At 63.8% G+C, this 15,562-nt stretch carries 13 protein-coding genes; 1 reads left to right on the top strand and 12 read right to left on the bottom strand.

Features of this window, described 5'->3' with window-relative positions:
- The coding region (locus tag AC3WJD_RS16615) for a hypothetical protein (RefSeq protein WP_492747828.1) at positions 1-687 on the bottom strand (687 nt) is incomplete at its 3' end.
- A gap of 248 nt (positions 688-935) precedes the next feature.
- On the opposite strand from AC3WJD_RS16615, the gene AC3WJD_RS16610 reads away from it, so the two are divergent.
- Entirely contained in the window at positions 936-1,256 is a 321-nt protein-coding gene (locus tag AC3WJD_RS16610; protein ID WP_492747827.1) for an SPX domain-containing protein, read from the top strand.
- On the opposite strand, the gene AC3WJD_RS16605 is transcribed toward AC3WJD_RS16610, so the two are convergent.
- The 11 genes from AC3WJD_RS16605 to AC3WJD_RS16555 are packed head-to-tail and all read right to left on the bottom strand — an operon-like array spanning position 1,253 to position 15,562.
- Positions 1,253-7,315: an acetyltransferase gene (locus tag AC3WJD_RS16605; RefSeq protein ID WP_492747826.1), complete on the bottom strand. Its 6,063-nt coding sequence runs from the start codon at positions 7,313-7,315 to the stop codon at positions 1,253-1,255. The two genes, AC3WJD_RS16610 and AC3WJD_RS16605, sit on opposite strands and share 4 nt — an antisense overlap.
- Entirely contained in the window at positions 7,315-9,420 is a 2,106-nt protein-coding gene (locus AC3WJD_RS16600) for a M23 family metallopeptidase (RefSeq protein ID WP_492747825.1), read from the bottom strand. Before AC3WJD_RS16600 ends, AC3WJD_RS16605 begins: the two co-directional genes overlap by 1 nt.
- Positions 9,420-9,929 carry a virion core protein, T7 gp14 family gene (locus AC3WJD_RS16595; RefSeq protein ID WP_492747824.1) on the bottom strand — a complete coding sequence of 170 codons (510 nt, stop codon included), beginning with the start codon at positions 9,927-9,929 and terminating at the stop codon, positions 9,420-9,422. The genes AC3WJD_RS16600 and AC3WJD_RS16595 overlap by 1 nt, the downstream gene beginning before the upstream one ends.
- On the bottom strand, positions 9,922-10,320 hold the full coding sequence (locus tag AC3WJD_RS16590; protein ID WP_492747822.1) for a hypothetical protein: 399 nt from the start codon (positions 10,318-10,320) through the stop codon (positions 9,922-9,924). Before AC3WJD_RS16590 ends, AC3WJD_RS16595 begins: the two co-directional genes overlap by 8 nt.
- A gap of 46 nt (positions 10,321-10,366) precedes the next feature.
- A complete protein-coding gene (locus AC3WJD_RS16585; RefSeq protein ID WP_492747821.1) occupies positions 10,367-12,160 on the bottom strand; it encodes a phage tail protein in 1,794 nt (597 codons plus the stop codon).
- The gene (locus AC3WJD_RS16580) at positions 12,160-12,804 is read right to left on the bottom strand and encodes a hypothetical protein (RefSeq protein ID WP_492747820.1); all 645 of its coding nucleotides are present in this window, start codon (positions 12,802-12,804) and stop codon (positions 12,160-12,162) included. Before AC3WJD_RS16580 ends, AC3WJD_RS16585 begins: the two co-directional genes overlap by 1 nt.
- Complete coding sequence (locus tag AC3WJD_RS16575; protein WP_492747819.1) at positions 12,804-13,469, bottom strand: phage connector family protein; 666 nt, start codon at positions 13,467-13,469, stop codon at positions 12,804-12,806. The genes AC3WJD_RS16580 and AC3WJD_RS16575 overlap by 1 nt, the downstream gene beginning before the upstream one ends.
- Positions 13,470-13,525: 56 nt before the next feature.
- Entirely contained in the window at positions 13,526-13,696 is a 171-nt protein-coding gene (locus tag AC3WJD_RS16570) for a hypothetical protein (RefSeq protein ID WP_492747818.1), read from the bottom strand.
- A gap of 40 nt (positions 13,697-13,736) precedes the next feature.
- Complete coding sequence (locus AC3WJD_RS16565) at positions 13,737-14,114, bottom strand: hypothetical protein (protein WP_492747817.1); 378 nt, start codon at positions 14,112-14,114, stop codon at positions 13,737-13,739.
- A gap of 12 nt (positions 14,115-14,126) precedes the next feature.
- Entirely contained in the window at positions 14,127-14,546 is a 420-nt protein-coding gene (locus AC3WJD_RS16560) for a Bbp16 family capsid cement protein (RefSeq protein WP_492747816.1), read from the bottom strand.
- An 11-nt stretch (positions 14,547-14,557) separates the two neighbouring features.
- Positions 14,558-15,562, bottom strand: a complete 1,005-nt coding sequence (locus AC3WJD_RS16555; protein WP_492747815.1) for a major capsid protein — start codon at positions 15,560-15,562, stop codon at positions 14,558-14,560.

The raw sequence follows: 15,562 nt of genomic DNA, 5'->3' as shown, positions 1-15,562 counted from the left end.
CTGCTCTGCAAGCAGCCGCACGTTCTCGAAATAGCACCGCGCGACGGTCCCGCCGCTGTCGGCGATGCCTGTTCCGGTGTGATCGACGATCAGCTTGACGTTGCGAAGGCGCAGCGGGCCGGTCGTGGGGATGTTGATGACGCTGGTCAGCCGGAACGTCGCGCCGTGCCCGTCGAGATAGTTCCCCGTCGCGACCGCCTGGTTGATCGCGTTCTGCACGCCGGTTGTGGCGTCCGTGACGCCGCCCGGTGTTGCGAAGCTCTGGATGGAAAGCGCGCGCCGCATATGGTCTTCAGCGGTTTCCGCGACGGCGCCCGCGCCGGCCTGGATGAAGCCGACGAGCGATGAGCCGGACGGGGTGGCGGCATCAGCCCGCAGCCCGGCATCGGTGCCAGTTCCGGATGAGAAACCCCACTCGCCACCGGGGAGCACCACGGGGAACTGCCCATCAGCGCTCGTTCCCAAGGGTGCCCGAGGCGTCCGCGACAGTTGCTCTTTCAGGTAGACGTCCTGCACTGCCAGTCGATCGATCGGACCGTTGAGCGACGTCGGATTGAATGCGGAAACCGCACCGTATCTAACGCTTTGCTCGAAAGACGGGTTCGATGCGATCAGGAATTCAGGGATTTGAAGCGCGGTCGGCGCCGACGCGAAAATGATTGTTCCGCCCTCGGTCTCGTCGAGCACCGTCGAAAAGCTGAAGCCCGTGATCTCGGCGCCTTCGGGATCGACGATCTGAAGTTCAGCCCCAGACATCACCTTGAAGTCGAACGGGAATTCCGTCGTAACGCCGTTTGGAAAGTAAGGGCCCGAGATGGGCGTTGTGACGGAGACGGTCATACAGATCACCCGGCCGTTGAAAGGTCGGGTATCCAATTACCCTATCTGGGGCGGGGTTTGACCAGCTTTCGGGGCTTTCCACCGGGTTAGCGTTCGTGATACCGAGCGGCATGAAGCATTTTTTGCTGCTGGCATGTCTCGCCGCGACCGCCTGCCAACAGGCCGATGCAGAGCCCGACCCTGAAGTTCGCCGGAAATTGGCGGATATCGAGGCCCGCCTTGATAAGGTCGAGGGCTTTCAGTCGCGATCGTATGAGGCGCTATCCGACCGCATAAATTCCACCAACGCCAAGACTGACGCGCCGCAGCGCGGCAATGCTGTGGCGGACCTCATCGCCGCCAAGGATAATCGCGAGACCGAGCGTAGGCTTGATGATCTCGAGGCCTCACATGGCGGAACCCCGCCAGCGCGTTAGTCCTCCGCAACCTTCCCCTTGGTCAAGCCCTCCCACCAATCGCCGACGCTTTCCGGATCCTGATCACCATAACCGACATCGACGAGGAACTGCACCGAGGTGGCAATTTGGCCGGGAACCAGTCCGGTCACATAGCCAATCGATTCCAACGCATTGCGCGTCACACGCTTGGTCTCGTCGCCGCGCACCAGGTCGCCGACGTCGCCGGCGAGATTGACCAGCGTCTGCCCCGCGCGCTGGATCGGCGATAGCTGGTAGTCGAAGCCCATGTTGCCCGCGACCTTGTCCCAGACGGGCCGCGCCAGATCACGCGCAATCGGAAGGGGCCCGAGCATGTTGAACAGCAAGCTTTTGAACGCCCATACCATCCAATCCTCGTCCTCGTCGGGCCCGCGACCGGACAGGATTTCGGCGAGGACAGGAGGAACTACCACCAGCCACCACGCCCGCGCGAGCAGTCGCGGCGTCATCCGGATATCGCGCTCGCGAACAGCAGTTCCGATATCGCGGCCGAGCGTGCGCTGCCGCTGATAGAGTGCCGACATGTAGCTGTAGAACATCGTCGATAGCTTCAGCAGCTCGCCCCATTTGCCGGTTCCGCGCTGCACGGCCGCCAGATCCTTGGCCGAGGCAGCGCCCTGCGATTTGCGCACCGCCTTGTCCGCTTCATAGATTGCGGCGCTTTCCTCCGAACCCGCAGCCAGCGCCTTGTTATAGGCGCCGATCCATGTAGGGATGACAACCATGCGGTCAGCGTACCCGATGCCATGAAAGGCGAAGCGCTTGGCCGCGGTGTAGGCGCTGGACTTGCCGGCGAGCTGGTTGATCGCGGCATTGATATCGCGGTCGAGCGTGTCCATGCGGTGCCTGACTTCGCCGCTCTTCTCCATCACAAAGTTGAATGTGTCGATCGGCGACTGCACCGTGCGCGCCAGTCCCTCGAGCACCCAGCGTTCGCCGACATATTCGAAGCTGTTCGAATAACCTGCAATCTGGGTCATCACCGTAGAGACACGGAATCCCATGCCGACGATCGTGGTGTTGGCACGCGCCTTGGCGATAAAAGCACCGATGCCCTCATTGCCCGCGCGCTCCATTGCCCATTGATTGGCGACAAACTTCAGCCAGGGCCGGAACTGCTGGCGAATTTCGCGGCCGAGCGAGCCGTCGACGGCGGCGATGACGCGCCGGCTCGACAGGAACCGGTCGGCCTGCATGATCGCCTCGCGGTGCGTCAGATCATGGATGACCTCGCCCAGATGCCGATTGATGACTCCCATCTGCAGCAGAATCGGGCGGCTGACCTTTTCGGCGCGCGCTTTGGTCGACGAGGCCGTCGTGGTCGCCCGGGTATAGAGCGTGCCGAACATATCGCTCGAGGCCCCCGCGGCCTGCTCGGCATCGACACTTTTGGCACTGTCGTAGATTGCGGGGAAATAGCCTCCGCGCAGTCTTCCATGTGGCGTCTCGACGGGGACTGCTGCGACCTTTTCAGGCTCGACACCGTTCAAGCGTTTTTCCAGCGCCGCAGTCTCCGGCCAGAGCGTTTCGAGCACGTCCCAGATTTCCTGAACCAGCGCCCATTCCTCGGCCGTCAGCTCGCGATTGAGGACGTCGCGCACCGCTATCTCCGACCAGCCATAACCGTCGGTCAGGCGCTGGATATTCCCGGCATTGCCCATGTTGAGCGCCATGGAGATCAGCTGCTGGCGCTGCATGATCCAGGGATTGCCGGTTTCGCGGTTGGCCAGTTCGGGCGCGCGGACCTTATCGGCCCAGCGTGCCAGATGCTTCTTGGGCAGCTTTGCAATCGCCGCTGTGATGCGCCCGAAATAGTCGGCGGTCATGTCGTTCTCGCGGTCCTGCGCGTCGGCAATGGGCCGGAATACGATGCGGTTGAAGACGCCGTCGGAATTGCCGTTATCGAGCCAGTCGAAGACGGTCTCCATCTTGAGCAGCGCGGCATCGAACGCAGCGACGTTGGACTTGAGCCGGTCGGCAAAGCCGGGCTCCATCAGATCTGACGGTGGCTTCGGGGGCAACTGCGCGGCAGCGGCCTGAGCCTCGGCAACCAGCGCATCGAATTCGCGCCGGTCCTTGCCGTCGAGCAAGGTTTGCTTCAGCCGCCCCAGATGGAGCATCTGCTTGACCGTGGCATCGAGCCCGAGCAGGTTCTCGACGCTCAACCGGCTCCAGTTCGTCGTGCCCAATGTGGCGCCGAATGACGGCGGCACCGTCACATCGAAGCCCTCGGCCTGGCGGGCATTGGCCCATTCCTCGAAGGATTCCTGCCGATCCAGCGACTTCTGACTGCGCTGGCGCAAATCGACCTGTTCCAGCAGCGCATGGATCTGGTCGAGATAGTCCTGATCGACGGATTTCATCGTTGCCCGCCGCGCCAGTTTCCCCATGCGCGCGACGGCGGTTTCGATCGCATCCGCGGCCTTGCTCGCCTCGGCAATGAGGGCGTTATTGAGCATCTGGGCCTGCTTCTGCCGGAACGCCTCGGTCACGTCCTGCTTCAGCATCGCCTCCTGCGCTGCCTTGCCAGCCTTCGCCGCCGCCCGGCTATAGCGCTGGATCGCCGCACGCGACGCCACATCATTGACCGTGCCCTCGGCGATCTTGCGCGCCGCCCATTGCTTGGCGAGCGAATAAGGTGTTGGACGGTTGGCTTGCCGGTCAGCTGGGTTGACGCGCCGCGATAGCGCCCGGAGCTCAGAGGCGATGACCTCGCCTTGCCGGTCATTGTGGATCGCGGCAAGCGCCTCCTCCTCGATCGAGCCATCGCTGAGCGGATCGCCGTAGCGGTCGCGCATGATGGCGTTGGTTTCCTCGTCGATGACACTCTCGCGCACCGACCGCTGATCACCCCCTTCCCGCATCTCACGCTTCCGGGATTCGACCCCCATTAGCGCGCGAACCATTTCATCGCCCGTGGTGAACCCTGAAATCTCGGCCAGTTGATCGGCCGCCATGCCCTTTTCGGCATAGATCGGCGGCACGCCCTTGGGCAGCATGTCGAGCACGTCCGCCCCGTAGGTATCGACGAGCCAGGCGCGATCGAGCTTCGGCCCGCCCTTGGCGCGGATCGTCGCCAGCGCCCGGAATACTGGGCGCGCATCGACGGCCTGGCGCACATCGGCTTCGACCCCGGCGCGCTGCTCCTGAAATTCCTTGGTCCGGGCCTTGCGGACAACCTCCATGGTCCGGAACAGCAGCGCATCGAACGCCTCACTGCGCGCCTCTGCGGTCGACGCCTGATAGGCCACAAACTCCGCCTCGGTCATCCCGGCCTGCGCCGCATCGGTGAACAGCGCCTCAATCTGCTGGGCCCGGCTCGCCTCCGCAATCTCTGCATCGGTCGCGATCAGGCGGGACATTACGTCACGGACCTCGGGGCTGAGCGGCGTACGCAGGTTCTGGACGACCTGGTAGATCGACATCAGCCAGGAGCGGAAGGCATCGAACGCCCGGCGCAATGCGGTGGACGGCGCCTTGCCCTCCATCGTAAACCGCTCGACCCCGCGCGCCCACATCTCATGCGCATCGACGGGGATGACGCCATTCTCGACGGAATGACCATTGGCGGCGAACCACGCCTGCACCGCGTTCCAGTCGTCGACGATCTGCTTGCCCGGGCCATCCGTCACATCACCTAGCGCCTCGGCATCGGCGCGCAGTTCCTCGAGCCACATATGCCCGGTTTCATGGATGAAGGTGGACAGATCGCGCTTGGCGAACAGATCGATGACGCTGCGGCCTTCGGCGAAGGTGATGCGGCCGCGGGGGCCGTCGGAATAACTCTGATCGAACCCCCGACCCTCGCTCACCTCGGCCTGATAGCGCTCGACTGTCTGGCGGATTTCGGCATCGCTGGCCTTGGCCGGATCGAGCCCGGCCTGATCGAGCAGATTGAACAGATCCTGCGCCGCCATGCGCAGTTCGTCCGTGGTCTCGGTACGGTCCTCGGCGAAGCGTTCCCGCCCCGCCACCCCCTCGCCGATCGCTTCGAGCAGATCGTTAACCGCAGGCCGCTCCGCAAACTCCGGGAAATATCCCGCCTCCCAGGCACGCAGCGCCATTTCGTCAAGCGAGTTGCTGGCCTGCTGGCCATCCTCGCCAAGCATCGACGCCTGATCCGGATCGAAGTCGCGGAGCAGCTTCTTGCGGAAGCGCTTGCCGCGGTGCCACTGATCCGCGCCCATCGCGCGCAGGTCGCCACCCCTGTCCTCGACACCGCCTTGCTGGCTGATCCAGTCGAGCAGTGACGGACCGCGGCGCTGGGCCTCCGAACGCACTCCACGCTCGCGTCGCATGACGCTCGCGACCATCGATAGCTGATCAGCGGCGACAAGCGGAGCCAAGCCTTGCGGCAGGACCTGATTGACCTCGACCGCATCATATTCGCCACCGGTCAGAACGTCGCCCATACGCTCGGCGCGGGTTGCGATGCGTGCCGTGACCAACTCGGCCTGCAGCCTGGCAACCTCGGGAGTGTATCCGGCATTGGTCAGCTTCGCCGAGACCGCTTCGAACAGCTTCTGACGCGGCTCCTGTTCGGCGCGCGCGGCTTTGTCCGCCGTCTCGATTTCCTCGCCACGCCGCTGCATCTCATCGGCCATGGCATCGTCGAATTCCTCGGCCTCGTTGAGCGACATACCGCCCGCGGACAGCCGGATATCGCCCTTGAGCGCTTCCCATGCCGGTGTGCCGGCGAGATTGGCGACGGCCTTGGATATCGGAATGACGACATCGCCGCCCGCTGCCTCTGCCTCGGCAATCTCGCGGTCGTATTCCTGCCAGAACTGGTTATCGCCCCAATCGCTGGATTGCAGGTATTCCCGCACCTTGTCGCCGGGGATGTAGACATTCTCGACCGGGCTGTCCTGACCCAGCGCTTCGAGCAATCCGGCGAAGGCCTCGGGATCACGGCTGCGAGCCTTGCTCTGGGCCGCGCGCTTGCCCAGCTCGTCAATGAACGCCGCTTCTGCCTTAGCCCGGTCAGCAGCAGACCGACGGTTGGCGATGCGTCCGGCAGCACGGGCCGTCGTCTCGACTGCCTTGGTAATGGCTACGGTTCCACCCGCGCCACCAACCGTCGCCAGCGCGGTCCGAACCGCCGCCTCAGGGCGCTCGGCAAGAAACTCGGCGAAGGTCTTTTCGGGATTGAGCGTCGCCCACTCATTCATGTCCTGCAGGACCGTCGCGACCTGCTCCTGCGGAAGTTCCGCGGCGAGCTGGCGCGTCAACGTCTTCATGAACGGGGTTTTGGCGGCGATGTCACCGACGAGGCGCGACATCGGAATCTTCTCAGTGACGACTTCAACCGCACCCTGGCTTGCGCCGAAGACAAGCGAGCGTTCTGGACTGAGGCCCTTCGCGCGCGCCTGTTCATAGGCGGAGCCGCCGGTCGTGCTCCCAAGGATCGTCAGACCAAGGGCAGGCGAGCCGAACAGCGAGGCGCCTAGCGCCGTCAACGTGGTCGGAATGCTTTCCACGCCGGAGAGCAGATTCCGGCCGACGAAGTTCTTCACCTCGGGGCTATACGAGCCCGCCTCGGCTTTGCCGGACTGCTGCTGCCCACGAAGCCAACCCGTTATCCGATCATTGAGCGGTGCGACGCCAGCCTCGCGCATGCGGGCAGTGCCGGGGGTAAATTCCGTCGAGACCTCGGATATCGCGGTCAACGCACCATAGAGACCCGCGGTGAGGTTGTAGAGGCCAGCAGCCAGCGAGCCGCCCGTGGCTTTGGCGCCTTCATAGACACGCGCAATGATGCCGACATTCTCGGTATCGTCGGCCGCCACCGCCATGTTGCGGGGATTGGCGCCCCAGCGCCCCACCGCGGGATAGCGATCCATCAGCGACTGGACCCGCTTGGACCTCTCCCGCGTCTCGACCTCGGATAGATTGCGCTCGACGACATCGGCAGGGACACCGGTCCGCCGTGACAGAACATTGGCCTTCGCGGCTTGATCCGGGTTTGCGGTGAGCGCTGTGGCGCGGGCACGCAGCTGCTCGTCGCGCTCGATAAGTGACAGAACCGAATCCGCCATTACCAGAGCCGCCCTTTGCCCAGCGTGTAGAGCCGGACGATTGTCGTTCGGTCTGGATTGCCGCGGCCGCTGGCCTGGTATTCGCGCACGATACGGTCCTCGATCTCGTCGGGAATGACGATCGAACCAGGTTTGTCGCCACCGAATGCCGGGGCGTCGAAGAGAAAGCCTTCGGACGTCTGGATCGTCAGCCGGTCGGCCTGCAGCCGGATTTCGTCATAGGTCGGCTCCTTGCCGGTCCGGCGCTTCTGATCCGCCGCCCAGTTGCGCATCGAGCGCAGGAATGCCTGGACGACGGGCGCCTGTTTCTGCGCCTCCTTGCTTTCCCCGGTCGCGATGCCGGCGGCATTGAGCGCGCCCGTCGACACCTTCATGATTTCGGCATCGTTCAGCTGCTTGGGCGTCTTGCCATCGCCGCCGTTCCGGACGTCCTTCTGGACGTCGCGGCGCCAGCCCAGCACTTCCTGATAGTCGCCATCCGACAGGCTGTCGCGGTACGTGGCGGGATTGACCTTGGCAAAGGCCGCCGGGTCGCGGGCGTAAAGATCGGACAGCCGCGTGAATTCGGCGGCATCCGTGTCACGCGGCTTGGGCTTGCGGTTCTGCTCGGCGACCTTGGAGAATGTCGCGCGATCCCGCTCCGACATCTTCGACAGCACATCCGCGGGAATCTGGGTCAGGCTGGTGAAGCCATCGCCGAGACTGTTGACGACCTCGAAGGCCTCGTCCGATGCCGCATCCTCCTCGCGCGCCAAGAGGCGTTCATCACGGGCAACGCGCCTGTCCGCTTCAGACTTGGCGCGTTCGCGACGCTCGAATGTCCAGCCTTCACGATCAGCGCGGGTATCGATGGCGGCATAGATGCCGTTTAGATCATGCTTGCGGGCGCCCTGCCGGGCCTCACCGATCACTTGCTGCGGATCGATGTCATTGCCGTTCTGCTTGACGCGGACATGAACGTGCGGGCCAGATGTGCGCCCCGTCATCCCGATGCCACCAATAACGGTGTCAGGCGTGATCTCGACGCCCTCCTCGACCTTATGGCCGTCCAGGTGGCTGTAGGATGAGGTGCGGCCCCCGCCATGATCGACGATGATGTAATTGCCCGACCGCGCATCGTGGTCGGCCTTCACAACCCTGCCAGCACCCATTGCATACACGGGCGTGCCGAGCTTGCCGGTGAAATCCACGCCGCTGGAGCCGCGCGCCTGATGCTCGTTAAAATTGTCCGAGACCCCTGTGCCAGCGCCGCGAAGGGGGTCGCGATATTGGACGGGGGCCGCATTGTCCTGCGTCGCGACACCCATCACGCTGTCAACATCGGCCGACGCCTCGCGCTGCTGCAACGGGCGCTGCAACGCCTCATCAAGGGCTGCCTCGGCTTTCCAGTCCATATCGCCGCGGTGGGCGTTCAGATATGAAGCTGCCCCGTCGACATCGTCGGCCGCAAGCCTCTTCCGGATCACCGATTCATGCGTCTCCGAGCGGTAGCGCTGTTCCGCCGATTTCAACGTTTCAGGCGCCCAGCCTCCGCGATCGGCGCGGCTCCGAAGCTCGCTCAACCCGCCTTCGAGATAGAGATTGAACCGCGCAGGATCATCGGACGCAGCAACTGCATCCTCCTGAAAGTTCGCGCCGCGCGCGATCGACTGCCGCTCTTCTTCTTTCCCGATCTGCCCTATGCTGTACCGCGCGATGCCCTCGAGCTCCTGTCCCGAACGCATGTCGAAGGCGCGGCCGAACATGACCTTCTGTCGCTCCGACGTCGTCTTGCCGAGCAGTTCCATCCGAAGCTTGGTCAGCGCCTCTTCGGTGGGTTTCCGCGCATTGGCAGCGTCGAAGCCCTCTTTCCGGAAATAGGCATCGTCGCCGGTCCAGAGCAGTTCTCGGATCCGTGCCGCGGCCTCGTTGTCGAGCGCCTTGGTCGCGGCATCGTCCTGCAGTTCGTTGATCCGCGCCTGGTTCTGCGCGAAGTCTCCGGCGGCTTCACCGAGCCGCTGCAGGCCCTGACCGATACTGTCATCGACCTGAACCGGTCGGACATCACCGACGGGGCGCGGATTGAGCGAGACGACATTGCCGCGACTGACCGGAACGCGCGCCATCAGCCGAAACCTTTCTGGCCGGCTTTGACGCTGTTGTACTGCTGGGCCCCGCCAAGGATCGTGGACGCGACATCGAAGCCGCCTTTGATCATGGCCCCGGTTGCAGCCTTGCGCGCGGATTTCGCCTCAGCCCCGAAGTTCGCGGCCTGTATCTCAAACCCGCGCGCCTCGCGGACAGTGTTCTGCGCGGCAGTCGCCGCATCCTCTTGAGCATAGGTCGCGGTGTCGCCGATATAGTCGGCGGCGCTCCCGAAACTGACATCGAGGCCATTGGCGGCCATTGCGGCACGCTGCGCCCCCATCTCCTGCGAACGAGCGCGGTAGAGCCGCTGTTGCTCGATATTGCCGCGGTCCAGCGCGTCGGCAGCGGAACGGTTCGCCTCGGCGCGGTTGACCTCAGCTTGCCGCGCCACGCCGCGCGCCTGAGCATTGGCAGCGAGCGCGGAATAGGCCTTACCCCCTGCCGCGACAGCGGTTGCCGCGATCGTCAGGGTGACGGGATCACACATCGCGAGCCCTCCGGAAGCGCAGGAACTCGACACCGCCATGTATCTCGGCATCACCGATCGAGAAGCCCCAGGCGCGCAGGAGGCGGATCGCCGGCACGTTCTGCGCCGCCACCACGTTCTCCAGGCTGTCAAATGTCCGGTCCATCAGCGCGATCACGTTCCTACCCCGGCTCAGCATCGCCCGGCCATGACGATATACCGCATCGGTCCCGAGGAACCACGGAATGCCGGAGCCTTCCACCAGTGACGCGGCGACGACACCAAACATCGCCTCGGGCTCACCGTCTACCAGCGCCGTCAGTGACCATGTGGATTGGCGGAGCCCGTTGCGGAGCGCCTGCTTGGGTTCATGCCCCATGGCAGCGGCCTCAATCCGGTCGATTCCGCGCATCCGGCGCGCGATCCGCCCGATATGCCTGGGATGCGCCGCAACGAGCTCAACGCGCGCCATCGGCTTCCAGATAGGCGGCAGTGACCCGCATCGGCAGCGGACTGTCCTGCTTGATGACAACAGTGCTTTCGAAGGATTCAAGCTGCTCCATCTGGACCCGGACGATGCCGGTGAAGAGCCCGGCCTGCTGCCCCAGCGGCTCGCCCTCGCGCGTCACGACGGGCTCGACCATATCTTCGCGGCGCCCGGCTTGAAGTCCCAGCGTGTCGACGACCCTCAGATGTGCCCGACCCGTAGTCTGGATGAGGCCCAGGGAGGCGCCGTTCGCCTTCTGCATGTTGAGCGGCATTGTCTCGGCCAGCGCCACTACCGGCAGGCCCACGGTGATCTTGGTGGCTGCATCCGGCAGCGTCACCGCCCCGTCCTCAACCACAAGATCCTTGACGACAAAGCCGTTCGCCAGCGCCCAGACCGCCTGGCCTTCGAGGTGATCGAGCCGGTCGACAAAGGTCCGCTCCTCGTCGAAATCGAAGCTCACGGCACAGTCGAGATAGCAAGCGAGGTTCAGGTCGGTCCACTTGGCCGAGGCCATCTGCTCGACGAAATAATGCACGTCGCCGTCAAAGGTGCGCTTGATGATCAGATAGACGCGGTCCTCGCCACTCTCGGGGACGGCGCAGACCGATTGCACCTCGCCGTCGATCTCCATTTCGGTCCAACCCCAGACCTGCTGTTCCTGCTGCCAGGTGAAGGCGAGCAGCTTGCCGTCATCACGGACCGCCCAGATCACGGACAGCGGCTCCTGCGCATAGCACCAATCGATGATGCGATGGGTTATGAAGAAATGCGGCGAGAAGATTGAAATGTCGTTGGATTGAAGGCCATCCACCTCAAAGCTAAACCCGAGCGTCCGGACCTCGCTGCCGATATTGGGCTGGAAGAACACGACTGAATCGATCGGCAACGCCTCGAGCGAGGACGCGCCCCTGCCGTTTTGGCGCGGAGTCTTCGGCGGCGGCGACGCAGAGATATAGTCGTCGTTGGACCCGACGACCTGGAAGATGCTGTCGCTGGTCAGTGCCAGCAGGTTGGTTGAGGGCACCAGCTGGTTGACCGCGTTGACCTTGCCCGACGAGACCGCGATCGACAGCGCGTCATCGGCCTTGAGCGGGCGGGCGTGATCCATGTTCTCGAAATCCGCCGAGCGCGAACCCCAGATGGCATTGGGATTGTTCTTGGTGCGGCCGAAGAACAGTCGCTGCTCATAGAAGCAGACCGACGATGGGTAGTTGCCCGCGGCATCGAAGGGATTGTCGGCCACGATCGGGGCGTCGCTCAGATCTGGGTTGATGTTGTCGTCGGTGAAGGACAGCGATGTCGTCTCGCCGATATAGCCGAATGAGCCCGTGATGTTGGCCTTGTAGACGCGGTAAAGCGTGGCCCCGGTCACGGCCGACCATGTGATGGTGTTGTAATTCCGCTTCAGGCTCAGGTCGTTGGTGTCGCTGTCCGAGGTCGAAGCCCGGCTCTCCTGGCCGGTATTCTCGTTCACCGCGGAAACGACATAGGAGGCCGAGCGCGGGAAATACGCGTTGCCGCTGTTCGCCGCATCGGTGTTGGGCGCCGTCGCCGTGACACTGAGCCCAGCGGGCGGAGCGATATCGGGGCCGAACGTCACATCAGAAAACAGCCAGGATACGTGACTGGCGCGCGTCAGTTTTCCGACGGGATGATCGATATGCGTCAGGTACATCGTATCGAACGACTGGGCATTATCGAGTTCCGCCAGTTCCTCGTAATTGAACGGCGACCCGACCTTATAGAGACGAAAGCCGCCCATCAGGGAATCGGCCCATCATGGGGCATGCGAGGGAAATTGCCGCCACCACCTGTCACAGGCGGATCAGGCGGGGGCACGACGGGCGGGACCGTCGGAGGCGGCGGAGGCGGAGGCGGTGAGCCCGTCCGCAATGTGCCGCCGCCCGAACCGGTGAACACGCCCCATCCCGTCGAATCGGCATCGATCGTGAAATTGTCGGCGTCAACGACGGTCAGCGTGAAGATCCGCTCGTTGATCTCGGTCATGCCCTCGACACCGCGGGCGTAGAACTGGTCACCGGTCGAATAGGCGTGATACGGGATCGTCACCTTGGCGGGGTTGGCGTTGGTGATTGCGGTGATCCTCAATTCCTCCTCGAGGATCGAGCCGCCGAAGGCGAACGGCCGCATCTCGCCCTGCGTGAATGCCAGCGCATAGGGCTGCTCGATCGAATAGACGAAGGGGAGCAGCCGTCCGGGCCCTGGCAATTCATAGACGAGGCGCGTCCCCATGCGGTTCTGGAAGCCGCCATATTTGAGGACGACGATATTGACGCCCTGCTTGAGCCCGGCATTGTAGGACTGGACATCGATCCGGGCATGCAGATCGGGGGCGAGAACACCCTTTGAGAAATTGACCTGGCCGAGATTGACGCCGAGACCCATCAGCCGCGCCTGTAATCGTACGGCGGGAAGCCCACCCCGCGGGCCTGCGCGCTGCCGCTGGAGAAATCGAGATCGCTGCGACGGTTGCGGTTGATGTCGTCCGCAATGGCGCGTTCCTTCGCCAGTTCGGCCTGGCGGACCAGATCGCCCTGCCGCGTCCGGTCATTGAGGATCGGCATGACGAGGCGCGCGGCGAGTTCGGTCACTACAGCCCGGGCGAACAGCGAAGTGAACAGCGCCGGCGTCGTCACCTTGCGGGCATATTCGAGCGTCGCGTTCTCCAGATGGGTGTAGAGCACGCCATCGGCGATCCTGAACTCTATCGCGTCCTGAAACTGCTCGGAGAGCCCGACCATGCCGCTCACAGAAAAGGGCGAGACCGCACCATCATAGGCTGGGATCAGACGGCGCGGTGATCCGAGATCGGTCGGAAGCGCATAGGCATAGGCCCATTCGCCAGATCGGTCGTTGGTGATGACCGCAATAGCCGCGCGGGCAATGGCGAAATCCCAGTCATGCGCCTCGATGAGGTCGTCGACGACGTTTTGATAGAGCCGCTTGCAGTGGCGTGCCGACTGGCCGCTGTCATCAATCGACGAGATCAGCACTGCGGGCAGTTCGCCCAGCGCTTCGTTGCAAATCGTGGTTTCGTCGCGGCCTGCCATGCGGGTATTCCTATACCGCCGCGGCGCGCAATCCCATGCCAGGGCCGGTGGAAAGCCTAGCCGGAGATGTCCTTTTCGATCGCGTCGACCTTGGTTGAGAGGCCGCCCACGGTTGAGGCGTTGGCCTTCTGCTGGTCGAGTTCGTCGAGCTGCTGCTGGAAATTGGGCAGCGGGACCTCCTGGGGGGTCGGCGTGACACCGCGAGGCCGGGTGCGGTCAAAGGCCATGGCGCAAGCGAAAGGGGCGACCGAAGCCGCCCCTCCCTACTCAGTCCTTCGCCTTAGGGTCAGCGGCCTGACCCTGGACCGCATCGCGTGTGGCAGGCACGAACTCCTGCCCATCCTTGACCACGCGGCCCGAGCCCGAAAGCTTGGCCCCAGCGGGATAGCCCTGCGGTGCCTCGGGGTTCGGTGCATGCGGCGCAACGGCCGCGATCGGCACCTGCGTCAGATCAGGTGCGTCCTTAGCCGGGATCAGGTTGGCAAGCGGCGCTTTACCCAAAACCGGCGACTTGCCGTCCCGGCCTTCAAAGCGACTGAGATCGATCGAGACGCGCTCTCCGGGCTGATAGAGGACCTTGCCGTCGAAGAAGGGGTTCGGCCCCTTCACGATGGCATCGGCGAGATCGGATTTCCGTTCGGTCATGGATCAACCTCCTCAGAAGCCGGTTTCGGCGGTGTAGACGCGGTTGGTATCCGCATCGAGCACCAGCCCGGCGTTGATGGTTCCCGCGGTGTGCGTGCCGACGGTGACGAACTGAAGGCCGACATAGCGTGCCGTGTTTGCAGGCACGCGCAGCATCAGCAGCCGGGCCCCAGCGGTGAGGCTCGCTTCGACCACCGCCCCGGTCGTGGCGAGCACGGTCGGGGACGACAGATCGGAGTTGGCCGACTCGACGTAGTTGACCGTGAGCGACGTGCCCGAGGCGAATGCCGTGCCGACATTCACGTACAGGATCGTGTTCCCGGCCCCGGCAATGCTGGCGCCGTCGGCGGTGTCATAACTGTTCGTCGAATACTGCGTGCCGGTCGTGACGGCCTGCGCATTCGAGAAACGGGTTTCGCGATCAGTAATCATTCCATTCCTCCTTAGATGACGCGGGCTTCGTCGGCCTTGAGGGCATCGACGCGGCGAACGGGGATTCCGTCGAACGACAGAACCTTGCGGCCCGCGCTCTCGTCGAGCGACAGGAAGCCGTTCTTGGTGTGCAGGAGCTGTCTGCGGAGCATGCCGCGGATAGCGCGCGGCATATACCAAGCGGCGCCGCTGGTCGTTTCGATGCGCTCGGCCGCCTGCACCATCAGGTCCTGAATATCAGCACCCGTGGCCTGATCCTTGGTCAGCAGCGACTTGTCGATGTTGGCGATGCGGACAACGTAGCGGCGATCCTTGATGCTGAGGCCGCAGTTCCATTCGTAATGGTCCTTGTAGCCCAGATAGGGATTGCCGTCGGCGTCGAGCACTTCCATGCCCATCGGATAGCCATCGTCGGCCATGCCGGTGAATGCCGACACATCCATGTGGTGGATGCCGCCCTTGGTCCCCTTGGGATAGATGCCGGTCACCTGATGGCCCCAGGCGACAAGCCAGATCGAGCTGTTGTCGGTGCCGGTGCCGCCGGCATCAATGACCTGATCACCGATGTCGTCGAAGCGCGGTCCAAAGCCCGTGAACTCCTTGGGGCTCGTCGATGCGTTTCCGAAGAACAGCGTCGATCCCATCTGGTGGTTCATCGCCTGGAAGAACGCCGTCGATTCCGAGAGGCGATAGGCGCCGATGTCGCCGGAGAGGATCGCGAGCTTGCGATCGACCTGGCTGTTGCCCTCGAGCATGGCAGCGCCTTCGTCGACCTGCGCCGTCCGGCTCTTGGAGCGGGGGACACCCTCGTTGAGGGCACGGAAGCCGACCGTGGGAAGCTCGGTGCGGATCGTGGTCCGTTCGCCCGTGGGCAGGTTGCCCTCGCGCCACGTCATGTCCGACAGAACCTCGTTGGTCTGCTCGAGATATTCCGCGATGGCAGCGATCTTGCCATCCGGGTCCAGACGGTTCGTCAGATCGACGATCGTCGGGAGTACCTGTCCGATAACTGCCAT

It is taken from the genome of Sphingobium sp. FW306-1B-F04DB, from assembly GCF_058781925.1.
The sequence above is the reverse complement of the archived record's forward strand: the minus strand, read 5'-3'. Positions and strand labels throughout refer to the sequence as shown.

Bases quoted from the DNA above. Each gene is read 5' to 3' on its own strand.
- AC3WJD_RS16605 (WP_492747826.1), bottom strand. From the start codon at position 7,315: ATGGCGGATTCGGTTCTGTCACTTATCGAGCGCGACGAGCAGCTGCGT.
- AC3WJD_RS16600 (WP_492747825.1), bottom strand. From the start codon at position 9,420: ATGGCGCGCGTTCCGGTCAGTCGCGGCAATGTCGTCTCGCTCAATCCG.
- AC3WJD_RS16595 (WP_492747824.1), bottom strand. From the start codon at position 9,929: ATGTGTGATCCCGTCACCCTGACGATCGCGGCAACCGCTGTCGCGGCA.
- AC3WJD_RS16590 (WP_492747822.1), bottom strand. From the start codon at position 10,320: ATGCGCGGAATCGACCGGATTGAGGCCGCTGCCATGGGGCATGAACCC.
- AC3WJD_RS16585 (WP_492747821.1), bottom strand. From the start codon at position 12,160: ATGGGCGGCTTTCGTCTCTATAAGGTCGGGTCGCCGTTCAATTACGAG.
- AC3WJD_RS16580 (WP_492747820.1), bottom strand. From the start codon at position 12,804: ATGGGTCTCGGCGTCAATCTCGGCCAGGTCAATTTCTCAAAGGGTGTT.
- AC3WJD_RS16575 (WP_492747819.1), bottom strand. From the start codon at position 13,469: ATGGCAGGCCGCGACGAAACCACGATTTGCAACGAAGCGCTGGGCGAA.
- AC3WJD_RS16570 (WP_492747818.1), bottom strand. From the start codon at position 13,696: ATGGCCTTTGACCGCACCCGGCCTCGCGGTGTCACGCCGACCCCCCAG.
- AC3WJD_RS16565 (WP_492747817.1), bottom strand. From the start codon at position 14,114: ATGACCGAACGGAAATCCGATCTCGCCGATGCCATCGTGAAGGGGCCG.
- AC3WJD_RS16560 (WP_492747816.1), bottom strand. From the start codon at position 14,546: ATGATTACTGATCGCGAAACCCGTTTCTCGAATGCGCAGGCCGTCACG.
- AC3WJD_RS16555 (WP_492747815.1), bottom strand. From the start codon at position 15,562: ATGGCAGTTATCGGACAGGTACTCCCGACGATCGTCGATCTGACGAAC.